This window comes from Caballeronia sp. INML2, from assembly GCF_023631365.1.
GTDB lineage: Bacteria > Pseudomonadota > Gammaproteobacteria > Burkholderiales > Burkholderiaceae > Caballeronia > Caballeronia turbans.
Window position 1 is genome coordinate 96330 of the sequence record NZ_JALQDH010000079.1, and the last position, 21776, is coordinate 118105.

Sequence of the window (21776 nt, forward strand, 5' to 3'; positions counted from 1 at the left end):
ACCGACGCACTCCTCTTCCATCCCCAACATGCTTCGCCAGTCTAAAAAGAATCGATGCGCAAAGATAATGAAAAGTACAGATCAGGTGAGACGCGCGGGTTATATCGGTGATAACCAGTAATCAGCGGCGCTTGGAGCTTTTGTTATCGGTTGCGTAGCGGCTTTATCTCTGCGACGATTGACCGGGCATGTGTCATTCATTCTCTCGCGCACGAATTCATCAGGAGACCGACTTGAAAGGCAGCATACAGAACAACAACTTCGTCCTCGTTCACGGCGCCTGGCACGGCGGCTGGGTCTGGCGACCCGTCGTCGATGAACTGATCGGGCGCGGCCATCGCGTCATCGCCCCGACCATGACCGGCCTCGGCGAACGCCATCATTTGCTTGCGTCGGTCACGTCGCTCGATGTGAATATCGCCGATATCGTCAATGTCATCGAAGCGGAGGAACTGAACGACGTCGTGCTGGTGGGCCACAGCTATGGCGGCCTTGTTGCATCGGGCGTCGCCGATCGCATTCCCCACGCGCTGCGCACGCTCGTATTCCTCGACAGCCTGCTCGTGCAAAGCGGCCAATGCGCGTTCGATATCCTGCCTGCAAGTGTAGTAGACGAGCGCATGGCGTCGGTACGGGCAAGCGGCCAGTCGCTCGCGATGCCCGTCAACGGGTTGAAGGGCACCGGCATACCGGACGATCATCCGCGTGCCGGCTGGGTGCATCGGCGGCTCACGCCGCATCCGCTTGCGACCTACACCACGCCGCTCATGCTCGAACATCCGCTCGGCAATGGGCTGCCTTGCACCTACGTGCATTGCGCGAATCCGTCGTACGACACGCTCGCGCCCGTGCGCGAGCATATCCGGTCGCAACATCCGGGCTGGGGCTGGGAGAGCATCGACACCGGCCACGACGCGATGGTCCTCGCGCCCGCCCTGCTTGCCGATCTGCTCGAACGGCTCGCGGCAGCGTCCTAGCCCGGTAAGCGGCTCATGCAGCGATCGCCTCCCGATGCACGAAGGTCTTCGGCAAACCCGCGCGGGCGATCGCGCCCGTGAACGGCTCGCCGGGCAGCCATCCCGCGATGGTCTCGCGAATCGCCAGCAGCCGGTCAATATCGATGCCCGTGCGCAGGCCTTGCGCTTCGAGCATGAACACCGTGTCCTCGGTATTGATGTTGCCCGTCGCGTTCGGTGCGAACGGACAGCCGCCGAGCCCGCCGAGCGATGCATCGAACGCACGCACGCCTGCATCGAGCGCGGCCATGACGTTCGCGAGACCCAGACCGCGGGTGTCGTGGAAATGGCAGGCAACGGGCAGTTGCCCCGCAAGCGCCAGAACCCGCTTCATGAGCGCACGCACCTGCGCGGGATTCGCATAGCCAACCGTGTCGGCGATGGTGATCTCTTGCGCGCCGGCTTCCATCAGCGATTCGACGAGCCCGAGCACGATGCGTTCATCGACCTCGCCCGCGATGGTGCAGCCGAACGCGGTCGCCACGCCCGCGCCGAGCACGGCATCGCCGCCCAGCTCGTGGCGCGCCGCCGCGATTCGCACGAAGTCCTCGACCGACTCCGCCGTGCTGCGCCGCACGTTCTTCAGGTTGTGCTCGTTGCTCGCGGACAGCACGTAATGCACCTTGCGCAATCCCACGTCGAATGCGCGTTGCGCGCCCTTCAGGTTGGGCACCAGCGCTGCGGCGTGAAGCCCCTCGATGGCGAGCGCGCCCGTCGCGACCTCGACCGCGTCCGCGAATTGCGGCACGACTTTGGGCGGCACGAACGACGTCACTTCGATATCGGTCACGCCGGCATCGACCATTCGCGCGCACCATTCGAGCTTCTGCTCGCTCGTGAGTATCGTGCGCACCATTTGCAGCCCGTCGCGCAAGCCGACTTCGCGAATCTGCACATCTTTTTCGATCATGTCTGCTCCATTCAGATCGTCGCGTCCGCGACTGCATCGTTGCTTTCGTCCGTATGGCCGACGCCAGCCGCTGCGGCCGATGTCGCCGGCGCGAGCACCACTGCCGCAATTGCGCCGAGCACCATCAGCAGCGCGATCGCGCCGAGACCGCCGACCATGCTGTTGGTCATCGTCTTGATCGAGCCGATGATCATCGGGCTGACGAAACCGCCGAGCAGACCCACGCAATTGATCACCGCGACACCGCCCGCCGCGCCGCTGCCGCGGATGTAATCCGTCGAGATCGCCCAGATCAGCGGGTTGGGCGCGAGGATGCCCGCCGTCGCGACCGAGAGCGCCACCAGCGACAGCGCCAGATTGCCCGTCGTGAATGCCGCGACGACGAGGCCGGCCGCGCCGAACACCATCGCAACGGCGCAATGCCAGCGCCGTTCCATCGTGCGATCCGAATGACGGTTGAGCATGATGAGCGCGACCCAGCTCACGAAATACGGGATCGCGGAATAGCAGCCGATCTGCAACGCGCCCGACACCCCCGCGCTCTTGATGAGCGTCGGCAGCCAGAAGCCGATCGCGAACACGCCCGCGATCTGCGTGAACCACACGAAGCCCATCACGTAGACGCGGAAATCCCTCAGCGCGCGGGCGAAAGTGTGCTCCGCATGCTTCGTCGACACGCTCGAGCTCTTGCGAATGTCGGCGAGCACGACGGCCTTCTCGTTCTCGGTGAGCCATTTGGCCTGCTGCGGGCCGTCATCGAGAAAGAAGAACGCGACCACCCCGAGCACGCTCGCGGGCAGGCCTTGCACGATGAACATCCACTGCCAGCCGTGCAGCCCGAAGTAGCCGTTGAAGTACGTCATGAGCGCGCCCGACAAGGGCCCGCCGAACAGGCCCGCGATGCCGGTCGCGCAGGTGAAGATGGCGATCACCTTGGCGCGACGCTCGACCGGATACCAGCGCGTGAGATAGAAAATCACGCCGGGATACAGCCCCGCCTCCGCAAGCCCGAGAAAGAAGCGCACGGTGTAGAGATGCGAAGGCAGCGTGACGAACGCCGTGCCCGCCGCGATCAAGCCCCACAGGATCATGATGCGCGAAAAGGTGCGCTTCACGCCGATGCGCGCGAGCAGCAGATTGCTCGGCACTTCCATCAGCACGTAGCCGAGAAAGAAGATGCCCGCGCCGATGCTGTAGGTGAGATCGCTGAAGCCTACGTCATGCTTCATGTCGAGCTGCGCGATACCGATGTTGATGCGATCGAGGAACGCGAACACATAGCACAGGAACAGAAAAGGTATGAGCCTGCGCGTGATCTTGCCGTACGTCGCTTCGGCCGTTGGCCTGTCGAAGCTGCCGATGTCGGGTGTCATGTCTGTCTCCTCCGGTGAGTCCGGGTTTTTGGGTCGGCCGTGCAGTCGAGGTTAGCGGCCCTGGAATCGGGGCGAGCGTTTCTCGTTGTAGGCGCTGATGCCTTCGAGACGATCCTCGGTCGGAATCAGCCGGTTGTACGCTTCGATTTCCAGATACAGCCCGGTGCGCAGGTCGCCCTGCATGCCGAGGTCGATTGCCTTTTTCGCCTGCGCGACCGACAGCGGCGCGCTCGTGCAGATGTCGCGCGCCGCGTCGATGGCATCGGCGAGCACGCGCCCCGGCTCGCACAGCCGGTTGACGACGCCCCACGCGAGCGCTTCGTGCGCCGTGAATTTCGCGCCGCGCAGAATCAGTTCCTTCGCGCGCCGCATGCCGATGGTGCGCGGCAGTTGTTGCGTGCCGCCGCCGCCCGGCATGATGCCGCGTTTGACCTCCGTGAAGCCGAATACCGCGCTTGCGCTTGCATACGCGAAGTCGCAGGCGAGCAGCAGTTCCAGTCCGCCCGCGACCGCCGAGCCGTTCGCCGCGCAGATGATCGGCACCGGGCAATAGGTGATCGCGCGGTTCATGCGCTCGAACAGGTAGTGCTGCACGCCGAACTGCTCGTCGGTCATGCCTTCGCGTTGCTTGAGGTCCGCGCCGCCGCAGAACGCACGCTCGCCCGCGCCCGTGAGGATCACGCAGCGATACAGCGCCGGGTTCGCTTCCAGCGCGCCGAATACCCGGATGATTTCCTCGCCCATCGTGGTGCTGATCGCGTTCGAGACTTCCGGGCGATCGAGCTTGACGACGAGGATCTGTTCGTCGATTTCTTCGAGCGTCAGCGTGTCGAGCGCGCCGACCAGTTGCGATGCAAGTTTCAAGATGTCTCCAGTGGCGTTTTCGCCAGCAGATGATTATGTTCGCCGAGCTTGGGCGTCACGCCCGTGTGCGCGGGCCGCGCGCCGCCGAACGAGATCGGCACGCCGACGACCGTCGCCGCGCCATCGTCGGTGGTGCGCAGCAGGTCGAGCGCCCTGGTCTGCTCGTGCTCCACGACCTGATCGATGGTCTGGATCGGGCCGCACGGAATGCCGGCCCGGTCGAGCGCATCGAGCCAGTGCGCGATGCCCTGCTTGCGGAACTGCGCATGCAGCAAGTCGATCAGCTCGACCCGGTTGCTCACGCGCGCGCCGTTGGTGACGAAGCGCGGGTCTTCGGCGAGCGCGGGGATGGCAAGCACGCCGCACAGGCGATGAAACAGGCGGTCGTTGCCCGCGGCGACCATGATGGTGCCGTCCGCGCATTCGAAGGCCTGATGCGGCACGATCGCGGCCGTCCCCGATCCCCAGCGCCCCGGCAGCACGCCCGAGGCGAGATAGTCGGCGATCTGGATGCCCGCCCAGCTGATCGCCGTCTCGTACAGCGACACCGACACGACTTCGCCCGCGCCCGTCGCCTGACGTCTGAAGAGCGCGGCGAGCACGCCTATCGCGGCCCATAGCCCCGTGCCCATGTCGTTCACCGACACCGGAATGCGCGACAGCGGCTCGCCCGGCTGGCCGAGGAAGCTCATCAGACCGGACAGCGCCTGCACGAGCGGATCGTAGCCGGGCTTGTCGCGCAGCGGTCCCGCCGTGCCGAACGCGCCGAGATTGCAGTACACCAGCGACGGCTTCATGCGCAGCATCTGTTCGCCACCGAGACCGTATTTCTCCGTGCCGCCCGCCTTCAGGTTCTGCAGCACGACATCGGCGCGGCGCGCGATCAGCTCGCGTAACGCCTGGGCTTCATCGGGATTCGACAGCGACATCGCGATGCTCTGCTTGCCGTGATTCACCGCATGAAACAGCGCGGCCGCGCCATCGACGAAGGGCGGGCCCCAGTCGCGCGCGTAATCGCCGTGTTCCGCGCTTTCGATCTTGATGACCTCGGCGCCCAGCGAACCGAGGATCATGCCGGCGTATGGCGCGGCGAGACTGTGGCCGATCTCGATCACGCACACGCCCGCGAGCGGCAGGGGCTGGCTCATCGTTTCATGCGTGCTCATTGCGCCGCCACTTCGAACGGCGCGTCGGCCGCTTGCTCCGGCGCCGCATCGCGTTGCCCGTATAGTCGCGCCGCCGCATCCGCGCTGATGTAGCCATCGGCGACATCGGCATCGATGCGCGCCTGCTCGCGTTCGCGCGGATCGCCATAACCGCCGCTGCCCGCGGGCTGCACCGTCACGCGATCGCCGCGATACACGACCGTCTGCCCGCCCTTCGCCGCAACCTTGTGTTCGCTGCCGTCGGCGCGCTCGACGACGCACTGGAAGCGCGTGCCCGGCTGGCCGCCGAAGTGGCCTTCGGGCGCCGAACGTCCGCGTTCGCCGGAGACGGTGAAGGTGGCTTCGTCATATTCGACGCGATACACGCGCCGCGATGTCAGCCCGCCGCGCCGGCGGCCCGCGCCGCCGCTGTCGGTGACGAGCGACCACTCCTCGACCATCAGCGGCGACGTCGCTTCGATCATCTCGACCGACTGGCTGCCCGCGTTGCCCACGTAGACGCGCACGCCGCTCACGCCGTCCTTGCCCGCGCGCGCGCCCATGCCGCCCGCGTGGACATCGTGCATGGTGACGAATTCCTGGCCGGTGCGGGCAACGCGCGCCGCATCGGTATCGCGTCCGCTGAAAATGCCCGCGCACGACGCGCAGTTGCTTTGTCCGGTGATGCGCTCCGGCACCGCGGGCGCGAGCGCCTTGAGCAGCAGGTCGATCACGCGCGGCGAGGTCTCCGTGTTGCCCGACACCACCGACGCCGGATAGCGGCAGTTCAGCACGCTGCCTTCGGGCGCGATGATCGTCACCGGCCGATAGCAGCCCTGGTTGATCGGGATGCCCGGATCGGTCAGCGCCTTCACGGTGAACCAGGTGCTGTTGCACGTCACCGATAGCGGACAGTTGATGCCGCCGCGTGCCTGCGGTCCGGTGCCGGTGTAGTCGAAAGTGATCTGGTCGCCCGTCTTGGTGATTTTCACCTTGAGCAGCGGACGCTCCTGCTTCCAGCCCGGCGCTTCGATCGGATCGAGATACTCTTCCGCTTCGTAGACGCCATCGGGAATGCGCGCGATCTCGGCGCGAATCAGCTTCTCCGAGTGATCGAGGCTCTGGCTCATCACGTCGCGCAACGCATCGGCGCCGTACTTCGCCACCAGTTCGCCGATGCGCCGGTCGCCCACGAAGGTGCCCGCGTATTGCGCCTGGATGTCGAGCAGCAGTTCGTGCGCGTTACGGCTGTTTCTCGTGAGCAGGTTGAGCATGTCCTGCACCGGCTCGTCGTTGCGATAGAGAAACACCGGCGGAATGCGGATGCCTTCGGCGAACACGTCCCACGTCGTGACCGTATAGCTGCCCGGCGACTGTCCGCCGATGTCCGTCCAGTGGCCGCGCGTCATCACGAAGGCGACGATCCTGCCGTCCGCGAACACGGGCCGCGTGAATTGCACGTCGGGCTGATGATTGCCGCCGCCCACGTAGGCGTCGTTGCTGACGATGACGTCGCCGGGGCGCAGATTGTCGCGCCCGACCGCTTCCACCGACACGCGCGTCGAGATGACGGCCGAGCCGAGCATCGTCGGAATGTCGTTGCCTTGCGCGACGAGTTGCATGTCCGCGTCGAAAATGGCGGCCGACGAATCGCCGCTCGCGTGCATGAGCGGGCTGCCGGCGGTGCGCATCATCGCGATCTTCATTTCACGCGCGACCGCGAAGAGACTGCTGCGAATGATTTCGTAAGTAACGATGTCCATGAATTCAGGCTGCCAGTTCGATGACGAGGTTGAGATCGGGATCGACGCGCGCGACATGCGACGCCTTCAGCACGGCGCAACTGCTGTGCTCTTCGATGACCGCCGGCCCCTGGATGGTCGCGCCGACCGGGATCTGCGTGCGCGCGAATACCGGCAGGGTGCGCGCGCGGTCGTCGAAATAAACCTCCCGGGTGCGCACCGGCTTCGGCAGTTCGCCGCCATCCGCGCTCGCGACGCAGCCGCGCCAGCCGGTCGTCGCCACGAGTTGCAGGCGCACATTGGCGATCACCACCGGCTTGTCCTTGCTGACAAAGTTCCATTGCCGCAGATGCGCGTCCTCGAAGGCCTGCGCGAGCGCTGCGCGGATGCCCTGCGCCTCGCCCTGCACTTCGACGGTGATGACATCGGGCTGGCCCGCGTAGCGGCAATCGGCGAGGCGCACGACCTTCACGTTCTGCGCCTGCACGCCGTGACGCCGCAACTCGTCCATGCCTTGCGCGGTCAGTTCTTCGAGCGCGGTGTGCAGGGCCGCGTCGTCGAGCATCGCGAGATCGCTTTCGAGCGGACGCTGATAGTCGTATTGCTGATCCGCGACCGTCATGCCGAACGCGCTGAAGAGACCCGGCAGCGGCGGGATGACCACGCGGCGGATGCCCATTTCGTGCGCCAGATCGACCGCGTGCACGGGCCCCGCGCCGCCGTAGCAGATGTAGGAGAACTCGCGCGGATCGTAGCCGCGCTCGACCGTCATGATGCGGATGGCCTGAGCCATCAGCGCGTTGGCGACCGAGCGCACGACCTGCGCGGCTTCGGGCACGGAGACGCCGAGCGGCCTCGCGATGACTTCGTCGACGACGCGCCATGCCGCCTGCGCATCGAGCTTGAATTCGCCGCCGAGAAAACTGTCGGGATCGATATAGCCGAGCACCAGATTGCAGTCCGTGACGGTCGGACGCGTGCCGCCGCGTCCGTAGCACGCGGGACCGGGGTCCGCGCCCGCGCTCTCCGGTCCGATGCGCACGCCGCCGCCCGCGTCGATCCACACGATCGAGCCGCCGCCCGCGCCGACCGAGTCGATGTCGATGCTGGGCGAACGCACGGTGTAGGTATGCAGCAGGCTCTTGTTGCGCAGTTCGGGGCGGAAGTCGCGGATCAGCGAGACGTCGAAGGTCGTGCCGCCCATGTCGCCGAGGATCGCGTTCTTCAGCTCGCTCTTCTCGCAGTTGCGGATCGCCGCGGAGACGCCGCCCGCCGGACCCGATTCGAGCAGCACGATGGGCTTGTCCGCGACCATCGCCGGACCCGCGAGACCGCCGTTCGACTGCATGAAGAGGAACTCGCCCGCGAAGCCGTGTTGCGCCAGCGCGCTGATGAGCCGCCCGATGTAGCGTCCGCAGACCGGGCCGAGCATCGCGTTGATGACCGTCGAGCTCGCGCGCTCGTATTCCATCGATTCGGGGTTCACCTCGTGCGATGCGCAGACGAAATGATCCGGCAACAGGCGGCGCAGCGCATCGACGGCTTCGCGTTCGTGCCGCGGATTGACGTGCGCATGCAGAAAGCACACGGCGACGGCCTCGACATCCGACGCGCGGATCTGATCGGCGAGCGCTTCGAGTTGCGCATGATCGAGCGGCGTTTCGACGCTGCCGTCATGGCGCAGGCGCTCGTTCACTTCGAGCCGCCAGCGGCGCTCGACGAGCGGACGCGGATTGTCGAACAGCAGATCGTAGAGATCGGCGCGATCGTGGCGCGACACGCGCCTCAGTTCGAGGATGTCGCGAAAGCCGCGCGTGGTGACGAGCGCCGTCTTCGCGCCGGTGCCCTCGACGACCATGTTGGTCGCCATGGTCGTGCCGTGCCCGAGAAACGAAACGTCGGCGCTGTCGGTGCCCGACAGTTCGAGAATCTTGCGGAAGCCTTCGATGGTGCCGATGACGCGATCCTTCGGCGTCGTCGGCACCTTGGTCGACCAGATGCGCCCTGTCTCATCGTCCACCATCACGACATCGGTGAAGGTGCCGCCGACATCGAGTCCGATTCTTTTCAATTTGCCTCTCTCCTGTGATGCGTGATTTCCGGTTCGCTTGCTCACGCCGCGTGTATTCCGGCATGATCGAGCCGCGCCGTCGAGCGCCGGGCTGCGACGAACATCGACGAAACCAGTTTAAAGAGGCATCGATGCGGCCAGATAATGAAACCTTCCGATCAGGTGAGACGTTGGAGTTATATCGGTGATAACCAGTATCGATGCGATATTGAGGCGGCTGCGCGGCAATCACGTCGCGCTTCTGATCGCGCTGGACGACCACGGCTCGCTGCGAAAGGCGGCCCAGCAGGTGTCGCTCTCGCAGCCCGCGACGACCAAGTCGCTGCGCGAAATCGAGGCGATGTTCGGCGCGGAGCTGTTCGCGCGATCGCCGCGAGGCATCGTGCCGAACGAACTCGGACGCTGCGTCATCCGTCATGCGCGCGCCGTGCGTTCCGAGATCGGCGCGCTGCGCGACGAGCTTGCAGCCATCATGCGCGGCGGCGGGGGCATGCTCGCCATCGGCGCCGTGATGGGCTCGATGCCCGAGTGGCTCGCGCCCATACTTCGCTCTTTGCGGGAAGTGCAGCCGGACGTGTCCGTCGAGGTCTGGGAGGACAATAGCGCCCGCCTGTTATCGATGCTCGATCAGCGTCTGCTCGATCTCGTCATCGGACGGCCGAGCATCAGCGTCCATCCGGAAGCCTACGATTTCATTCCGCTCGAGGTCGAGGAAGTGTGTCTGGTGGTGGACGGCGCCGATCCGCTCGCGAGCGTGCAGCGTCTGTCGCTCGCGGAGCTCGCCGACAACCCGTGGATCGTGCCGCAAGCCGCGCTGCCGATGCGCTCCCTGCTCGAACAGCTCTTCGACGACGCCGAGGTTCCCTTCCCGCGTTACGCCATCGAGACGTCTTCGACATTTGCCACGTTGTCGTTGCTGCGAGCGAGCGAGGGCACCGTCGCATTGATGCCGTTGAAGGTCGCGCAATACTTCCAGGTGCACGGCATGATGGCGGTGCTGCCGATTCGCATAGAACGACGCGGCGCGCCATACGGCATCGCCACGCGTCGCGGGGCCACGGCGACCGCGCCGGTACAGAGGTTCATCGAGCTATGCAAGCAGAAGCGGGACGAGCAGCCTTGGCGCAATGACATTTGAATCGAATCAGCCGCCGACGATCGCACCGATCAGCGCGGTGCTCAATGTGGCGAGCGAGGGCTCTGCATTCGTGACGGGGCAGATTCTCGCCGCCGATGGCGGCAAGACCGCGACCTTCTAACACGGCGTTCTTGAGAGAAGCCGTCAACAGGCGGCCGAAGGCCAGACTACGACTATCGACGCACGACGAAGCGCCAGAGCGCCATGCACTGCGCATCGGTCATCCGATAGTGAGGCATCGACTTGCCAAGCAGGACGCCCGCCGGGTCGATGCCGTCTTTGACCGCCCGGCAGAAGGACGTCGCGTCATAGTGACTGATCGGCCCGCCCCGGCGACTTGTCGCGCCGAGCAGGGCGTCGTGTGTCAGCGGCGGCGCGAAGGCCGAAGCCTTCGACGTGCCTGTGTGGCAATTGACGCATCGGGTCGTCCAGGAAGGTAGCGGACGATCGTCGTCGCGCAAATGCGCGGACATCGGATGCTGCCCGCTGAAAATTGCACACCCGAGGTCGGCCCGATCGCACGCGGCCTCGCCGCGGGCAAGCGGTGTCAGCGCGAGGAGCGCAAGGCCGATCGCGATGGCCTGTGTTGCAGAGTGGTATCGCCGCACCATTCAATGCACGCGCAATACGCGCGAGACGCTCGGCACCCCGTTCGAGTTCAGCGCGAACAGCATGTAATAGCCGGGGACGACGACGCCCGGATCGGAAGGAATGTTCAAATGAAATTCGCCCGCGGTACCCACGCTGAATGTCAGCGGCACGCGTCGCTGCTCGTTGTTGAGCGAATGCGTGGAAGACGAGGAGCGCATCAGTACGAATGAGCGCACTGCCCTGCTGGCCGTCACCACGATCGTCGTGCCGAGCTGCGCGTCCGACGGAACGGACGAGAGGCTCGGCCGGGACGCGGCAGACCCGTCCGAATTCAGCAGATACGGGGGCGTCAATATCTCCACGTCGGTGTGATTGGTCGCGCATGATCCGCACAGTCCGCCGCCGCCGCTCAGCACGCGTCCGTCGTTCAGGAGCAGCGCCATGCTGTGATAAGTGCGCGGCACGGCCTGCGGGGCGAGCGGGGAAAACGAATTGGTCGCGGGGTCCCACAGCTCCGGGGTGAGCACCGCGTTGTCGTCCGAGAAAGGCGCAGCAAACGTCTGCCCGCCGACCACGACGACCTGTCCGTTCGGCAGCACGACGCTGTTGTTGAACGCGCGCCGGTAGCTCATCGGCGCAATGGTCCGCACTACGGCGTTTCCACTGCTGATGTCGATGAGCGTTGCATTGGCGGTGGCCGGCGATTGATCGTAGCTCGGCGCGCCACCGACGGTGAGAATCTTGCCGACGTCGTACATGACCGCGTTGCCGTTCATCGCATCGTTGTCGCTCCCGCGGTTGCCGGCCGCGGTCACGCTGCCGTTGCCGGCCGTATCGAACCAGTGCATGGCCCGGCTCGGTCCCGCGTGAAACACGCGTCCATCACCGACCGCGAACATCCATGCGTGATTGTCGGCGCGAAACAGACCTCCGGCGTCGTTCGTGAGGATGTAGTCGTCCGTGATGGCGCCGTTGATCCGCCAGCCCGAACCCGCGGTCCAGGTTTCACCGCTCTTGCCTCCGAGCCCGCCGCTCCACGAGCCGCCCACGAGGAACACGTCGCCGTTGCTCAATGTCACGCTGCCCTGATAGCCGCGCGCGATGTTCATCTGATCGCTCGCGGTCCACGAATTAGTCGAAGGCGAATAAATGCTGGTCAGTTTCGCGGTCGATCCGCCGGTCACGAAAATCCGGCCATCAGGAAGGTTGACGATGCCCGGGCAGAACATGTCATGTCCGGTATTGGTCACGATCACTTGCTGGCTCCTGCCCGTCGACGGATTGAAGATTGCCGTATACGTCCTGCGCGGCGGGTTCGCCCCCGGGGTGAAGTCGAGCGCGCTGTCAGCCGACCAGACCAGCACGTTTCCATTGGGCAGATTGGCGGCCTGCAGCGGAACGAGCGGCAGCGTGATGGGCGCCGTCCACTTCGAAGGCAATGCGGTTTTCTGCGGCGGCAAGCCGCTCACCATCCACGTCTGTGTCGCACCTCCATTGCACGCCTGCTGCCTCAACTGGGCACCCTGGGAAGTCGTGCTCGCCGCGCTCACGCATAAGCCGCTATGCCCCGCGACGATTGCGTAGCCCGCGCCTTGCGGCATCAACGTGAAGGCCTGATTCAAGCCACCATTGCAGGTCCACTGGATGATGGGGCCGCCCGGACTCAGGCTTTGGCCCGACACGTCCATGCACAGGCCGCTGTTCTGGTTGACGAGGGTGTACCGGGCGCCGGTCGCAGACGGGAGCCATTGCTCGTTTGCGCCGCCCCAGCAAGTCCAGGCGATCACCGGTGCGCCCGGTGTCGTCGACTGGCCGCTGACGTCCGCGCACAGGTTGGTGCCGCTCACGGTGACGGGAGCCGCGGTTTGCGCGCGCACACTGAGCGATACGCCCGACAACGCGAGCGATAACGCGATCAGCAGCAAAAAGCGCATGCACCGGACGAGCAGGCTGGGCGCGTGTCCCGTCGAATGAATTTCTGGCATGGTTGCTCCCCGTACATGAGGCTGGTTATGTACGTGCAAGCGCGCCGAGCACATCGCAGATGTCGTTGACGCGAGGAAGGTCGGCGCTTCGCCAGCGCAGCATCGCGTTGGCATCGAAGCAAAAGACCTGCGTGGAATGGTCCGCGATGTCGCCGAGGGGCGTCTTGCTGCCCGACAGCGCCACGCGCACCCGGTCTACATCTGAAAGTGCTGGCGTCGCTGCATTCCACGCGGGACCGGCCTGAAAACGCTCGAGCCAGGCGCGCAATGCGGAGGGTGAATCGGAAAGCGGATCGATTCCTATCGACAACAACTGCACGGGATGACGGGCGCGGATTCCCGGGATCCGTTCCTGCACCGTGCTGAAAAGCGCGCCTTGCAGCGGGCATACGGTGCCGCAACCGGTGTAGATCGTCTGCAGTGCGGTTACACCCTGGTGCAGCATGTCATTCAGCAGGCGCTTCTTGCCGGTCTGGTCGACGAGCCAGGCATCGTCGAGACGAAGCGGCGGCGTGACGAGTCCGAGGCCGCCATGTTGCGCGAATGCGATGGGACTTACCGCACCAAGAGCGAGCGCGGCCATGTCGCAAAGCATGGAACGGCGGGTCAGCGAAGGCGCACGCATCCCGGATTTCGCGCAGTCCGGCAGCTTGTCGCGGCTGACCTGCATCGTACACATCGGCACTATGATGACCCTCGTTTCGAGCGCTCAGGGTGTGAACCGCACTGCGAACTTCCAGTAGGACGTGCCCGCGAAGACATGTCGCCGCCGCCCCGCCCTTTCGTATTGCGATGATCTTCGATCGAAGATTAGCAGCCCAAATCGGCGACAAAACTTCGTCTCATGAAATGAATAGATAAATATGTGCACTTGGACACATTCGTTTTTTAGAGCCGGAACAACTCGTCGAGCAGACCGATTTTTTCTATATAAGGATGGCTTACTGGCATTGCTCTTTGCAGGACCGGCGAAGGGCAATAATGGACTTTCGGGTTTCTGAAATGGCAACTGGCGATGCACGTCAGGGACGTAATGAATCTTTCAAAACTTCCCGGAAAAATTTTTCGAACCCGCTCGCCAATATGGCGGGCCTGACCGAATCGTAATCTTTTTGATCAGCAAACGCCGCAAACATGGAGAACGGCCGCGTCGAACTTGCATCGTCGTGTCGAAAATAATTTTTCGCGGCCGCATTGATTCGCTCTGCGATCTGCGATAGCTTTCAAACGGTCGTCACCGTCGAATGCTGCTCTGCCCGGCCCGGCAACAACCTGTTTCGTGAATTCGACAAGCGCCTGCGATGAAGCAAGTCTGTCCGGAAGCTCCCGCGTGGCACGCTATGCACCGGAGTCCTTCAATAGTCGCCGACGCATTTCATCGTTCGCCATAAAGCCCGTCAAGATTACAAACGCGTTGTCGTGCCGCTGCACGATAGCTTTCTGATCAGTGAAGACCAGGCCTCTCACATTGCGCCCGAACGTTCGGTGGCGAAAAGGTCGTCGTTGCTTCCGGTGTAAAAAGCGCTCAACGGGTCGCAGCGTCCGCCGCAAGACCGGGGCACTGCAATTGCTCTGACTGAAATTGCTCTGTTGCAGCACCGCCGTGGCGCGACAGCGCGGTGCCCGTGCCGGCTTTCGGAGAAGGAGAAAGCAAATGAATGCGCGTTTTTCCGCTTATGCCGCCGCACTCGGCGCCGTGCTGATCACGGCAATCATCGGCGCGTGCAGCGGCGGTGACTCCGGCGGCGATTCGACATCGGCCGCCGCGGCCAGGACGCCATCGAGCGTGTCGAATGCAGCGGGCGCGGCCGCCGCGAACCCGATGGACGTCGTCACCTGGCACAACGACATCGCCCGCACCGGCCAGCAACTGGCGGAAACGATCCTCACGCCCGCGAACGTTCGTTCGAGTACCTTTGGCAAGCTCGCCGTCTATTCCGTCGATGGCGTCGTCGACGCCGAGCCGCTCTTTCTCGCCGGCGTGCCGATCGCGGGCGGCACGCACAACGTGGTCTACGTCGCGACGGAGAATGCCAGCGTCTACGCCTTCGATGCGGACAGCGGCGCCGTGCTCTGGAAGGTCTCGACCCTCGGCAACGGCGAGTCGCCGAGCGACGACCACAAGTGCACGCAGATCACGCCGACCATCGGCGTCACGGCGACGCCGGTCATCGACCGCTCGCGCGGACCGAACGGTGCGATATATGTAGTCGGCATGTCGAAGGATGGCTCGGGCGGCTATCACCAGCGCATTCACGCGCTCGACATCACGACGGGCGCCGAACTCTTCAACGGTCCGACGGAGATCCGCGCGACCTATCCGGGCACTGGCGCGGGCAGTCAGAACGGCACGCTCACGTTCGATCCGGGCCAGTACGCCGAGCGCGCGGCGCTGCTTCTGCTGAACGGCGTCGTCTATACCGCGTGGACCTCGCATTGCGATTACATGCCGTACACCGGCTGGGTGATGGGCTACGACGCGAACACGCTGCAGCAGGCGAGCGTGCTGAATGTCACGCCGAACGGCCAGATGGGTTCCATCTGGATGAGCGGCGCGGGCCTCGCGTCGGACGGCGAGGCGATCTATCTGCTCGACGCCAACGGCACCTTCGACCCGACGCAAAACGAGCACGAGATGCCGATCCACGACAACTACGGCAATGGTTTCCTGAGGCTCAACCTGGGGCCGCTCAGGGTGCAGGATTACTTTCAGCCGTCGAACACGGTGCAGGAGTCGAATCAGGACGAAGACCTCGGCTCGGGCGGCGCAATGGTGTTGCCGAATTTTGCCGATGCAAACGGCAAGGTCTGGCATCTCGCGGTCGGCGCCGGCAAGAACTCGACGATCTACGTCGTGAATCGCTTTTCGATGGGCAAGTTCGATTCGAACGCGGATCACATCTATCAGGAGCTCGTCGGCCAGATACGCGGACCGATGTTCGGGGCGCCCGCGTACTTCAACAACACGGTGTATTTCGGCGCGGTCGGCGACACCATCAAGGCGTTCAAGGTTTCGAACGCCGCGCTGTCGGGCACGCCGGCGAGTCAGACGCCGAACACATTCGGCTTCCCCGGTGCGACGCCGGGCATTTCCGCGAACGGCACGGCGAACGGCATTCTGTGGGCGGCGCAGAACGGCTCGATCGGCGTGCTGCGCGCTTACGACGCGAACAATCTGGCCAACGAGCTTTACAGCAGCGTCGATGCCGGCGGGCGAGACCAGTTCGGCCCGGGCAACAAGTTCGTCACGCCGATGATCGCGAACGGCAAGGTGTATGTGGGGACGAAGAGCGGCGTCGCCGTGTTCGGGTTGCTGTCGAAATAGCGAGAGCTCGCTCGCAGCGACCAGAACGAAACGTTCCCGCCGTCAGTATTGACGAAGCGAGCATCCGCAGGCGCGCCTCGACGATGTGCATGCGGATCGTCACACGTTCCGGCATCGGCCCCGATGCCGGAACCATCAAACAGGCAAACACTCGACGTTCGGCTATTCAAATTGTCGAACTCGAGTTCGTCTTCCCTCCTGAATCTCCAAACAAAACCTTGCCTGGGCTCTCGCGCCAGCTCGCGAGGTAGTCCCGCAAGCTCGATCCGCATAGTCGAACGAGAACCCCGGCGGCGCGTGCGCGTCGGCGACCGAGGCCCCAGTCATGAAACTGGTCGCAAGCGCGTCGCAGGCTTGCGTTCGCAAATTTGCTCGAAGAGGTGATGGCGATGAAATCAACGTTATTTCTGGCACTTTCGGCTGCGAGTGTGTTCGCGATCGGCGCGGCACAGGCTCAGGACAGGCCGCCGGCGCAGGACGCGTCGATGCAACTGAACGCGAGAGGCGAGCCGTCGGCGGCGCCCAACGACACGGCTTATGGCGGTGCACGGCCCGCCAGCATGTCGGGCAATCCGTCATCGCGTGATGCGAGGGCGGCAGGCGCCGACAGGCCATGCACGCCGGGGCTTGACTGCGACATCTATCGCGGTCAGTAGATCACGACTTCGTCGTTCGATGACGAAGCAAGGACAGGCGCGACGACGCGTGCGTCATACGTGCAGGTGCATCGGACCGTCGTGTCTGCGATGCACGAATCCAACGGAGATGAATGATGAAGATGCTCTTTATTGCGGCAACGCTGTTTTCCACGGCGCTCGTTGCAACGACGGCGCAGGCGCAGACAGGCGAGCCGCTGACGCGCGCGCAGGTGCGTTCCGAACTGGTCGAACTGACGCACGCCGGCTATTCGCCGGCGTCGGAAGACGCGAGCTACCCGAGCAGCATTCAGAGCGCCGAAGCGCGCGTGGCGGTGCATGACGGCGCAAATGCGTCGGGTAGCGGATACGGCCCTTCGATCGCCGGCACGCGACAGTCCGGCGGTTCGGCGGGCACGGGCAGCCAGGGAAAGGATATTTTCTTTGGCCAGTGACCGCCCTCGCCGCCCTCGCCGCGCTCGCCACCGATGGCGGCGGGCGCAGGCATCCAGACGCGACGCGCGATCAGGTCGCCCATCCGAAAGGAATGCGCGGCTGGCTGTTGAATCGCCTCGATGGGACATCGAATACTTCGCGCGAAAAAGGACAGGCCTACGGCTTCGACAGAAAATCGAGCAGCGCCTTGCTCGGAATGAAGAAGTACCCGCCGCCGATCAGCTTCGTCAGATCCGGCAAATCGGGCAGGCGCACCGGTCCGTCCGACGTCGGAATGCTGAAGCTGCGGCCCGGGCCGCGCCCGACGATCGGATCGACTTCGTATTCCATCGCCTGCAGGCTCGAATTGAGCAGCCACGTCTTCTGAACGAACTCGAATTGCCGCTCGATATCGCCGTTCACGCACATGAAGAACACGCCGAGCCGCTTGTTCTCGTCCAGTTGCCAGCACTTGTTCTTGTCGAGATCGCCGAAAACCCGGCTCACGCGCAACATGCGATGCCGGTTCACCGAGGCGATCTCCTCCTTCGATCCGGGAAAGCGCGTGTCGCGCGGATTGGCCCGGCGAATGTGGGCGCCAAACGGACAGCCATGCCCGGCCGGGTCTTCCTCGCCGCACATGAAATCGTTGTCGGGCGTTCTGCCGTGAGGGCCGCCCACGCGGGCCGGCGGCGTGCCGTGCCGCACGAGCGACGAGCCGTCTTTCCATCGGCCGAAAAACTTCCCGAAGAGCACGGTCTTGAGGTCGTCACGCGTTTTGACGTGGGAGAACGTCGGAATGGCCGCGGAAATCGGGAAGTCCGGCGTGCCCGGTGAAGGCACGGGCGACCCGGGATGGATGCGGATGCCCGTGCTCTCGTACCAGGTGTTGAAAGCGCGGAGGTCCTGTTCGTATTGCCGCACGACCAGAAATGTCCCGTTCAGGCCGAGGTCGCGTCGCCCCGACGACGCATAGCGTGCGAAGTCGGGACGCACGCGCGCCCGATCGACGCCCGCATCCGGAAGCAGATGATGCGGATCACAAGACGCTGGAATGGTGGGTCCGGGCGGAATCACGCCGAGGTTATCCGGATAGCCGAGGATCAGCTCGCCGGGTTCCACGAGATCGTTCTCGTCGTGCGCGCGGTTGCGCTGCGGCGCGCCGCGCATGACGGGCTGCGAGATGCCATCCATGAAGCCGAATGGCTCGCTGCCGCCGATCCCGCACGCCTTTTGACCGGAGCGGTCGCGCAATTGCGTCAGCGGTTGATGGTAGGCGCAGGTGTGGCCATTCGCCGAGATTGCCAGGCGCACGGTGGTCTCCAGCGTCATCAGATCCGACGGGTCCAAGCCATACGCGAGCACGAGCACATCCGGATTCGTGCGCGGGCCGCCCCACGCCCATTTCGTCGGCTCGTTGCCGTGGATGTCGCCAAGTTCCCGCGCGCGGTCCGGCGTGCTCATTCCCTGCTTGAACGCGAGCGGAAACGTTTCGATGGCCTCGCGCGGCAAGCCGAGCAGCTTCAACGCGCGCGCCGAGAAGCCGATCGCGAGCGCGGTGTTCATCTGCTTGTGAGCCGTGCCGTAGACGGCGAGATCGCGCAGTGCCGCGACGAATGCCTTGCAGTTCGCCTCGTTCTTCGAGAGCGACACCACGAAGGCGCTCGCACAGCGCATTCTCGACAGGCCGCCGAACGCGAGCGTCGATATCTGCGCGACCTGCAGCGAGGGCGCCGGCCGCGGCGTGGAGCCGAACAGCGCGAACCAGTCGATACTGTCCTGATTCGTTCCCGCAGTCGCGAAGCCCTCGTGAATCTGCGAATTGATGCGGATGCGCGATGCGCTCAGGTTGCGGTAGGCCGCGTACCAGAACGGCGTGGGAATCTGCTGCCGGCGCGCCCAGCGCACCGTGCGGTCGCCGTCGGTCGCGCCGGCGCTGATGATGCCCCGCGTTCTCGGAAAGCCGATGCAGTTGCTCCAGATGCCCGTGACGCCCTCGGGCGCATCGGCGATGAAGTCGGCGACATACGACTCCCATGTGCCGTCGTAGTTCGACCAGAAGACGAGCTGATCGGTGCACGGAAGCCGCATCCAGCGCGCGGAATGGATGACCCCGTTCTTGCCGAGGAAGCCGAGCCTGTTCACGTAGCCGGCGGCGCCCACGCCGATGAACGCGAGGCGCAACGTCAGGCAGCGCAGGATGCCGGGTTTGAGACGCGACACCGTCAACATATGATTCTGCTGCCCGAAATTCTCCTTCGCGAGCAGCAGTCCGCCCTGCCTCGCCGACACGATGCGCTCATCGACGAAATCGGTCGCGCCGAGCATGTTGAGCCGCCACAGCGAGAGACCGAGCACGAGCGCGAGCGTCAGAAGCACGAGGAACAGCGTGGTCGCGGTGCACATGACGGCCACGAAAGTCGGCAACTGGCGCGAGAAATAGACGTTCGCGCCCATTCCAATGATCACGAGCGGCACCCAAAGCGGCCAGACCATGTTGTGGAAGCTCCGCAAGATCGCCTTGACCGCCTTAGGATTTCTTGGCAGTGATCCGACCTCTTCCTCGGCTTCCGTCGGCAAAGCCACTTCAGGCACGAACGCCCACTTCCAGGGGCGCCCCCTGGAGAGCCAGACCGTGCGGCGCACGAGCGCGAGCTGCTCCAGCGGTGAGAGCGAATACCAGCCCGGCTTGTTCTGCTCCTGCCCGATGACCTCGCGCAGCTTCTTCGCGAGATCGCGCTCGCGCGCGATGCGATCGGCGGTCAGGCCCGGCGAACCGCTGAACACCTGGCCGAGCGCGCTGAACCGCCATTTCGCGCTGATCCTGACTTCGTACGAAAGCAGAAGATCGAGCATGCCGGCGCGCGAGAGAGAAGGCTCGGCCGCGTCGAGGACGGTTCTCAACGGCGCGCAAAAATGCTCGGCGAGCTCCGCGAGCACGACCCGCGATCCGTAGTCCGACGTGATTTCAATCACCAGATGCGCCGCCTTGTTCGTCGGCCGCGAGGGTTTGAGACTCGGGGCCACGTCGGATTCGGAAGGACACAGCGTGTCGATCACGCCGAGGCTCATGAAGTGCAGGCCTCGCACCTTCCTCAACAGTTTGCGGATGTCGCGCTTCGGATAGTTGCCCCGCGTTTCCTCCGTCAGCGACCGGATGGCCGCGTTGACGTTGTCGACGTTGAGCGGATCGAACGGAACGACAATGTTGATGAAAGCGGGCGAACTCATGACGATTTCCCCGGAATCCGGACGACGAGGTGCCGAGGAAAGATCGACTTCGGCCACCGCTGGAGGCGGCCGGCGCATCCTTGCGCGCGTTCGAGACCGGGCTGCATCACGAGCGGCTTGAATGTCTGGACGAGCTGCGCCTGCGCGATGAACGCCCCGACGCACCAGTGAAGGCCCAGCCCGAATTGCAGCCGGTCCGCGGCAGGGCGCCCCGGCGTGAACACGTAGGGTTGCTTGACCCGGCTGCGATCGAACATGGCCGACATCGTGCAGGCGAGCACGAACGTGCCCTCGCGGATGCGCTTCCTGCGCCAGGAATTCGCGGCGACGACATAGTCCTTCTCGCACACGCGAAACGGACCGTAATTGATCGGCTTGTAGCGCAACGCCTCGAAGAGACATTGTCCGAGCAAGGTTTCGTCGCCCGACAGAGCCGCCGCGCGCGTCATTCTGAGCATCCCGCCCGTGCGCAACATCATCTCGAGGATATGACCGCCCGCGATGGTGGTCGTCGGCACGAAGCCGACGATCAACCCGAGCAGAAACGCGCGCACCTCGGTGTCACGGCTCTCCTCGCGCATGAGCCGGCCCATCACCGTCGTCGGTTTCGGGGGAACGCGCCGCGCGGCGCGGATCGCATCGTCGACCACCTCGCGCACGATGTCCGCCATCGCGTCCACATGCGGTTTCTGAACGATCGGCGGCGGCCCGAACAGGTGTCCGCTCAGACAGACGAGCGCTTCGGTGAAAGACCGGCGGTCCCCGACCGGCACGCCGAGGTATTCGACGCAAATGTCGAGCGGAACGTCCGTGATGAGCTTCTCGATCGCGTCGAGCTCGCCGCCCGTCGCCGCGCCGACGGTCCTGCTCGCGTGCCGCCGCGCGATCTCGCCGACGGTCTCCACATCGTCGAGTCTGAATACATGCATCAGCCGGACGAGCTGCTCGTCGTGAGCGCTCTTGTCGTCCGTGCCGAGGATGAACGGCGTGCCGGGCCACGATCCGTCCGCGAGCCGCGTCATCTCCCCGGCGAACGGCACCTTGAAGATGTCCGGGCGCGAGAGCACTTCTTCCACGTCCTCGCGCAACAGGACGGCCGCATAGCGGAACAAACCCGGGATCGGCCAGAGGTAGCGCAGCACGCCCAACAGATACTGCAGCGGCGGAACGTAACGCACCGGCGCGGGGCGCCGCGACGAGAGCCTCGGGCTCCTTTCGCCGGACTCGAAATCGACGTGGGGCATGTTGCCTTCCTTCTTGTTGCAAACGACGTCCAAACGCGAGCGCCATCATGCGCCGCCCGCTCCCGTCATCG

Annotated in this window: 17 protein-coding genes; 6 read left to right on the forward strand and 11 right to left on the reverse strand. The window is 64.6% G+C overall.

Annotation, left to right across the window (positions count from 1 at the left end; genetic code table 11):
• The first annotated feature begins 233 nt into the window (after window positions 1–233).
• Window positions 234–977, forward strand: a complete 744-nt coding sequence (locus tag NCT32_RS27230; RefSeq protein ID WP_250490648.1) for an alpha/beta hydrolase family protein — start codon at window positions 234–236, stop codon at window positions 975–977.
• Between the two features lie 13 nt (window positions 978–990).
• Here NCT32_RS27230 and NCT32_RS27235 read toward each other — a convergent pair whose 3' ends face one another.
• Genes NCT32_RS27235 through NCT32_RS27260 form a run of 6 tightly spaced genes read right to left on the reverse strand, consistent with a single transcriptional unit; the run spans window position 991 to window position 9121 of the window.
• Complete coding sequence (locus NCT32_RS27235; protein WP_061118666.1) at window positions 991–1926, reverse strand: hydroxymethylglutaryl-CoA lyase; 936 nt, start codon at window positions 1924–1926, stop codon at window positions 991–993.
• Between the two features lie 11 nt (window positions 1927–1937).
• Window positions 1938–3299, reverse strand: coding sequence for an MFS transporter (locus tag NCT32_RS27240; protein WP_061118667.1), 1362 nt, complete (start codon window positions 3297–3299; stop codon window positions 1938–1940).
• 51 nt (window positions 3300–3350) lie between these two features.
• Complete coding sequence (locus NCT32_RS27245) at window positions 3351–4163, reverse strand: enoyl-CoA hydratase/isomerase family protein (RefSeq protein ID WP_061118668.1); 813 nt, start codon at window positions 4161–4163, stop codon at window positions 3351–3353.
• Window positions 4160–5329 carry a CaiB/BaiF CoA-transferase family protein gene (locus tag NCT32_RS27250; RefSeq protein ID WP_086961138.1) on the reverse strand — a complete coding sequence of 390 codons (1170 nt, stop codon included), beginning with the start codon at window positions 5327–5329 and terminating at the stop codon, window positions 4160–4162. Before NCT32_RS27250 ends, NCT32_RS27245 begins: the two co-directional genes overlap by 4 nt.
• Window positions 5326–7071 (reverse strand): hydantoinase B/oxoprolinase family protein, encoded by a 1746-nt coding sequence (locus tag NCT32_RS27255; RefSeq protein ID WP_061118669.1) that lies wholly within the window; start codon window positions 7069–7071, stop codon window positions 5326–5328. Before NCT32_RS27255 ends, NCT32_RS27250 begins: the two co-directional genes overlap by 4 nt.
• Window positions 7072–7075: 4 nt before the next feature.
• Window positions 7076–9121: a hydantoinase/oxoprolinase family protein gene (locus NCT32_RS27260; RefSeq protein ID WP_061118670.1), complete on the reverse strand. Its 2046-nt coding sequence runs from the start codon at window positions 9119–9121 to the stop codon at window positions 7076–7078.
• 184 nt (window positions 9122–9305) lie between these two features.
• Between NCT32_RS27260 and NCT32_RS27265 the strand changes: the two genes are divergently transcribed.
• Together NCT32_RS27265 and NCT32_RS37320 are read left to right on the forward strand one after the other, a co-directional pair.
• On the forward strand, window positions 9306–10259 hold the full coding sequence (locus tag NCT32_RS27265; protein WP_061118671.1) for a LysR family transcriptional regulator: 954 nt from the start codon (window positions 9306–9308) through the stop codon (window positions 10257–10259).
• Window positions 10249–10380 carry a hypothetical protein gene (locus tag NCT32_RS37320; protein ID WP_284508553.1) on the forward strand — a complete coding sequence of 44 codons (132 nt, stop codon included), beginning with the start codon at window positions 10249–10251 and terminating at the stop codon, window positions 10378–10380. Before NCT32_RS27265 ends, NCT32_RS37320 begins: the two co-directional genes overlap by 11 nt.
• A 52-nt stretch (window positions 10381–10432) precedes the next feature.
• On the opposite strand, the gene NCT32_RS27270 is transcribed toward NCT32_RS37320, so the two are convergent.
• Genes NCT32_RS27270 through NCT32_RS27280 form a run of 3 tightly spaced genes read right to left on the reverse strand, consistent with a single transcriptional unit; the run spans window position 10433 to window position 13514 of the window.
• Window positions 10433–10870 (reverse strand): hypothetical protein, encoded by a 438-nt coding sequence (locus NCT32_RS27270; protein ID WP_061118672.1) that lies wholly within the window; start codon window positions 10868–10870, stop codon window positions 10433–10435.
• The gene (locus NCT32_RS27275) at window positions 10871–12835 is read right to left on the reverse strand and encodes an RICIN domain-containing protein (protein WP_061118673.1); all 1965 of its coding nucleotides are present in this window, start codon (window positions 12833–12835) and stop codon (window positions 10871–10873) included.
• Window positions 12836–12860: 25 nt separating this feature from the next.
• Entirely contained in the window at window positions 12861–13514 is a 654-nt protein-coding gene (locus NCT32_RS27280; RefSeq protein ID WP_061118674.1) for an SCO family protein, read from the reverse strand.
• 975 nt (window positions 13515–14489) lie between these two features.
• On the opposite strand from NCT32_RS27280, the gene NCT32_RS27285 reads away from it, so the two are divergent.
• The 3 genes from NCT32_RS27285 (at window position 14490) to NCT32_RS27295 (ending at window position 17250) form a co-directional block, all read left to right on the forward strand.
• Window positions 14490–16160 carry a PQQ-binding-like beta-propeller repeat protein gene (locus tag NCT32_RS27285; protein ID WP_061118675.1) on the forward strand — a complete coding sequence of 557 codons (1671 nt, stop codon included), beginning with the start codon at window positions 14490–14492 and terminating at the stop codon, window positions 16158–16160.
• 389 nt (window positions 16161–16549) lie between these two features.
• On the forward strand, window positions 16550–16816 hold the full coding sequence (locus tag NCT32_RS27290) for a hypothetical protein (protein WP_250490649.1): 267 nt from the start codon (window positions 16550–16552) through the stop codon (window positions 16814–16816).
• A gap of 113 nt (window positions 16817–16929) precedes the next feature.
• Window positions 16930–17250 (forward strand): DUF4148 domain-containing protein, encoded by a 321-nt coding sequence (locus tag NCT32_RS27295; protein ID WP_311765934.1) that lies wholly within the window; start codon window positions 16930–16932, stop codon window positions 17248–17250.
• A gap of 157 nt (window positions 17251–17407) precedes the next feature.
• Here the strand turns inward: NCT32_RS27295 and NCT32_RS27300 are convergent, their stop codons facing one another.
• Both NCT32_RS27300 and NCT32_RS27305 read right to left on the reverse strand, forming a co-directional pair.
• Window positions 17408–20461: a hypothetical protein gene (locus tag NCT32_RS27300; protein WP_061118677.1), complete on the reverse strand. Its 3054-nt coding sequence runs from the start codon at window positions 20459–20461 to the stop codon at window positions 17408–17410.
• Window positions 20458–21705: a cytochrome P450 gene (locus tag NCT32_RS27305; protein ID WP_143756348.1), complete on the reverse strand. Its 1248-nt coding sequence runs from the start codon at window positions 21703–21705 to the stop codon at window positions 20458–20460. The genes NCT32_RS27300 and NCT32_RS27305 overlap by 4 nt, the downstream gene beginning before the upstream one ends.
• Between the last annotated feature and the right edge of the window lie 71 nt (window positions 21706–21776).

Excerpts from the sequence above, each read along its gene's own strand:
- NCT32_RS27305 (WP_143756348.1), bottom strand. The coding sequence starts at position 21,705 with ATGCCCCACGTCGATTTCGAGTCCGGCGAAAGGAGCCCGAGGCTCTCG.
- NCT32_RS27270 (WP_061118672.1), bottom strand. The coding sequence starts at position 10,870 with ATGGTGCGGCGATACCACTCTGCAACACAGGCCATCGCGATCGGCCTT.
- NCT32_RS27295 (WP_311765934.1), top strand. The coding sequence starts at position 16,930 with ATGATGAAGATGCTCTTTATTGCGGCAACGCTGTTTTCCACGGCGCTC.
- NCT32_RS27250 (WP_086961138.1), bottom strand. The coding sequence starts at position 5,329 with ATGAGCACGCATGAAACGATGAGCCAGCCCCTGCCGCTCGCGGGCGTG.
- NCT32_RS27275 (WP_061118673.1), bottom strand. The coding sequence starts at position 12,835 with ATGCCAGAAATTCATTCGACGGGACACGCGCCCAGCCTGCTCGTCCGG.
- NCT32_RS27255 (WP_061118669.1), bottom strand. The coding sequence starts at position 7,071 with ATGGACATCGTTACTTACGAAATCATTCGCAGCAGTCTCTTCGCGGTC.
- NCT32_RS27285 (WP_061118675.1), top strand. The coding sequence starts at position 14,490 with ATGAATGCGCGTTTTTCCGCTTATGCCGCCGCACTCGGCGCCGTGCTG.
- NCT32_RS27280 (WP_061118674.1), bottom strand. The coding sequence starts at position 13,514 with ATGTGTACGATGCAGGTCAGCCGCGACAAGCTGCCGGACTGCGCGAAA.
- NCT32_RS27235 (WP_061118666.1), bottom strand. The coding sequence starts at position 1,926 with ATGATCGAAAAAGATGTGCAGATTCGCGAAGTCGGCTTGCGCGACGGG.
- NCT32_RS37320 (WP_284508553.1), top strand. The coding sequence starts at position 10,249 with ATGACATTTGAATCGAATCAGCCGCCGACGATCGCACCGATCAGCGCG.
- NCT32_RS27240 (WP_061118667.1), bottom strand. The coding sequence starts at position 3,299 with ATGACACCCGACATCGGCAGCTTCGACAGGCCAACGGCCGAAGCGACG.
- NCT32_RS27290 (WP_250490649.1), top strand. The coding sequence starts at position 16,550 with ATGAAATCAACGTTATTTCTGGCACTTTCGGCTGCGAGTGTGTTCGCG.
- NCT32_RS27300 (WP_061118677.1), bottom strand. The coding sequence starts at position 20,461 with ATGAGTTCGCCCGCTTTCATCAACATTGTCGTTCCGTTCGATCCGCTC.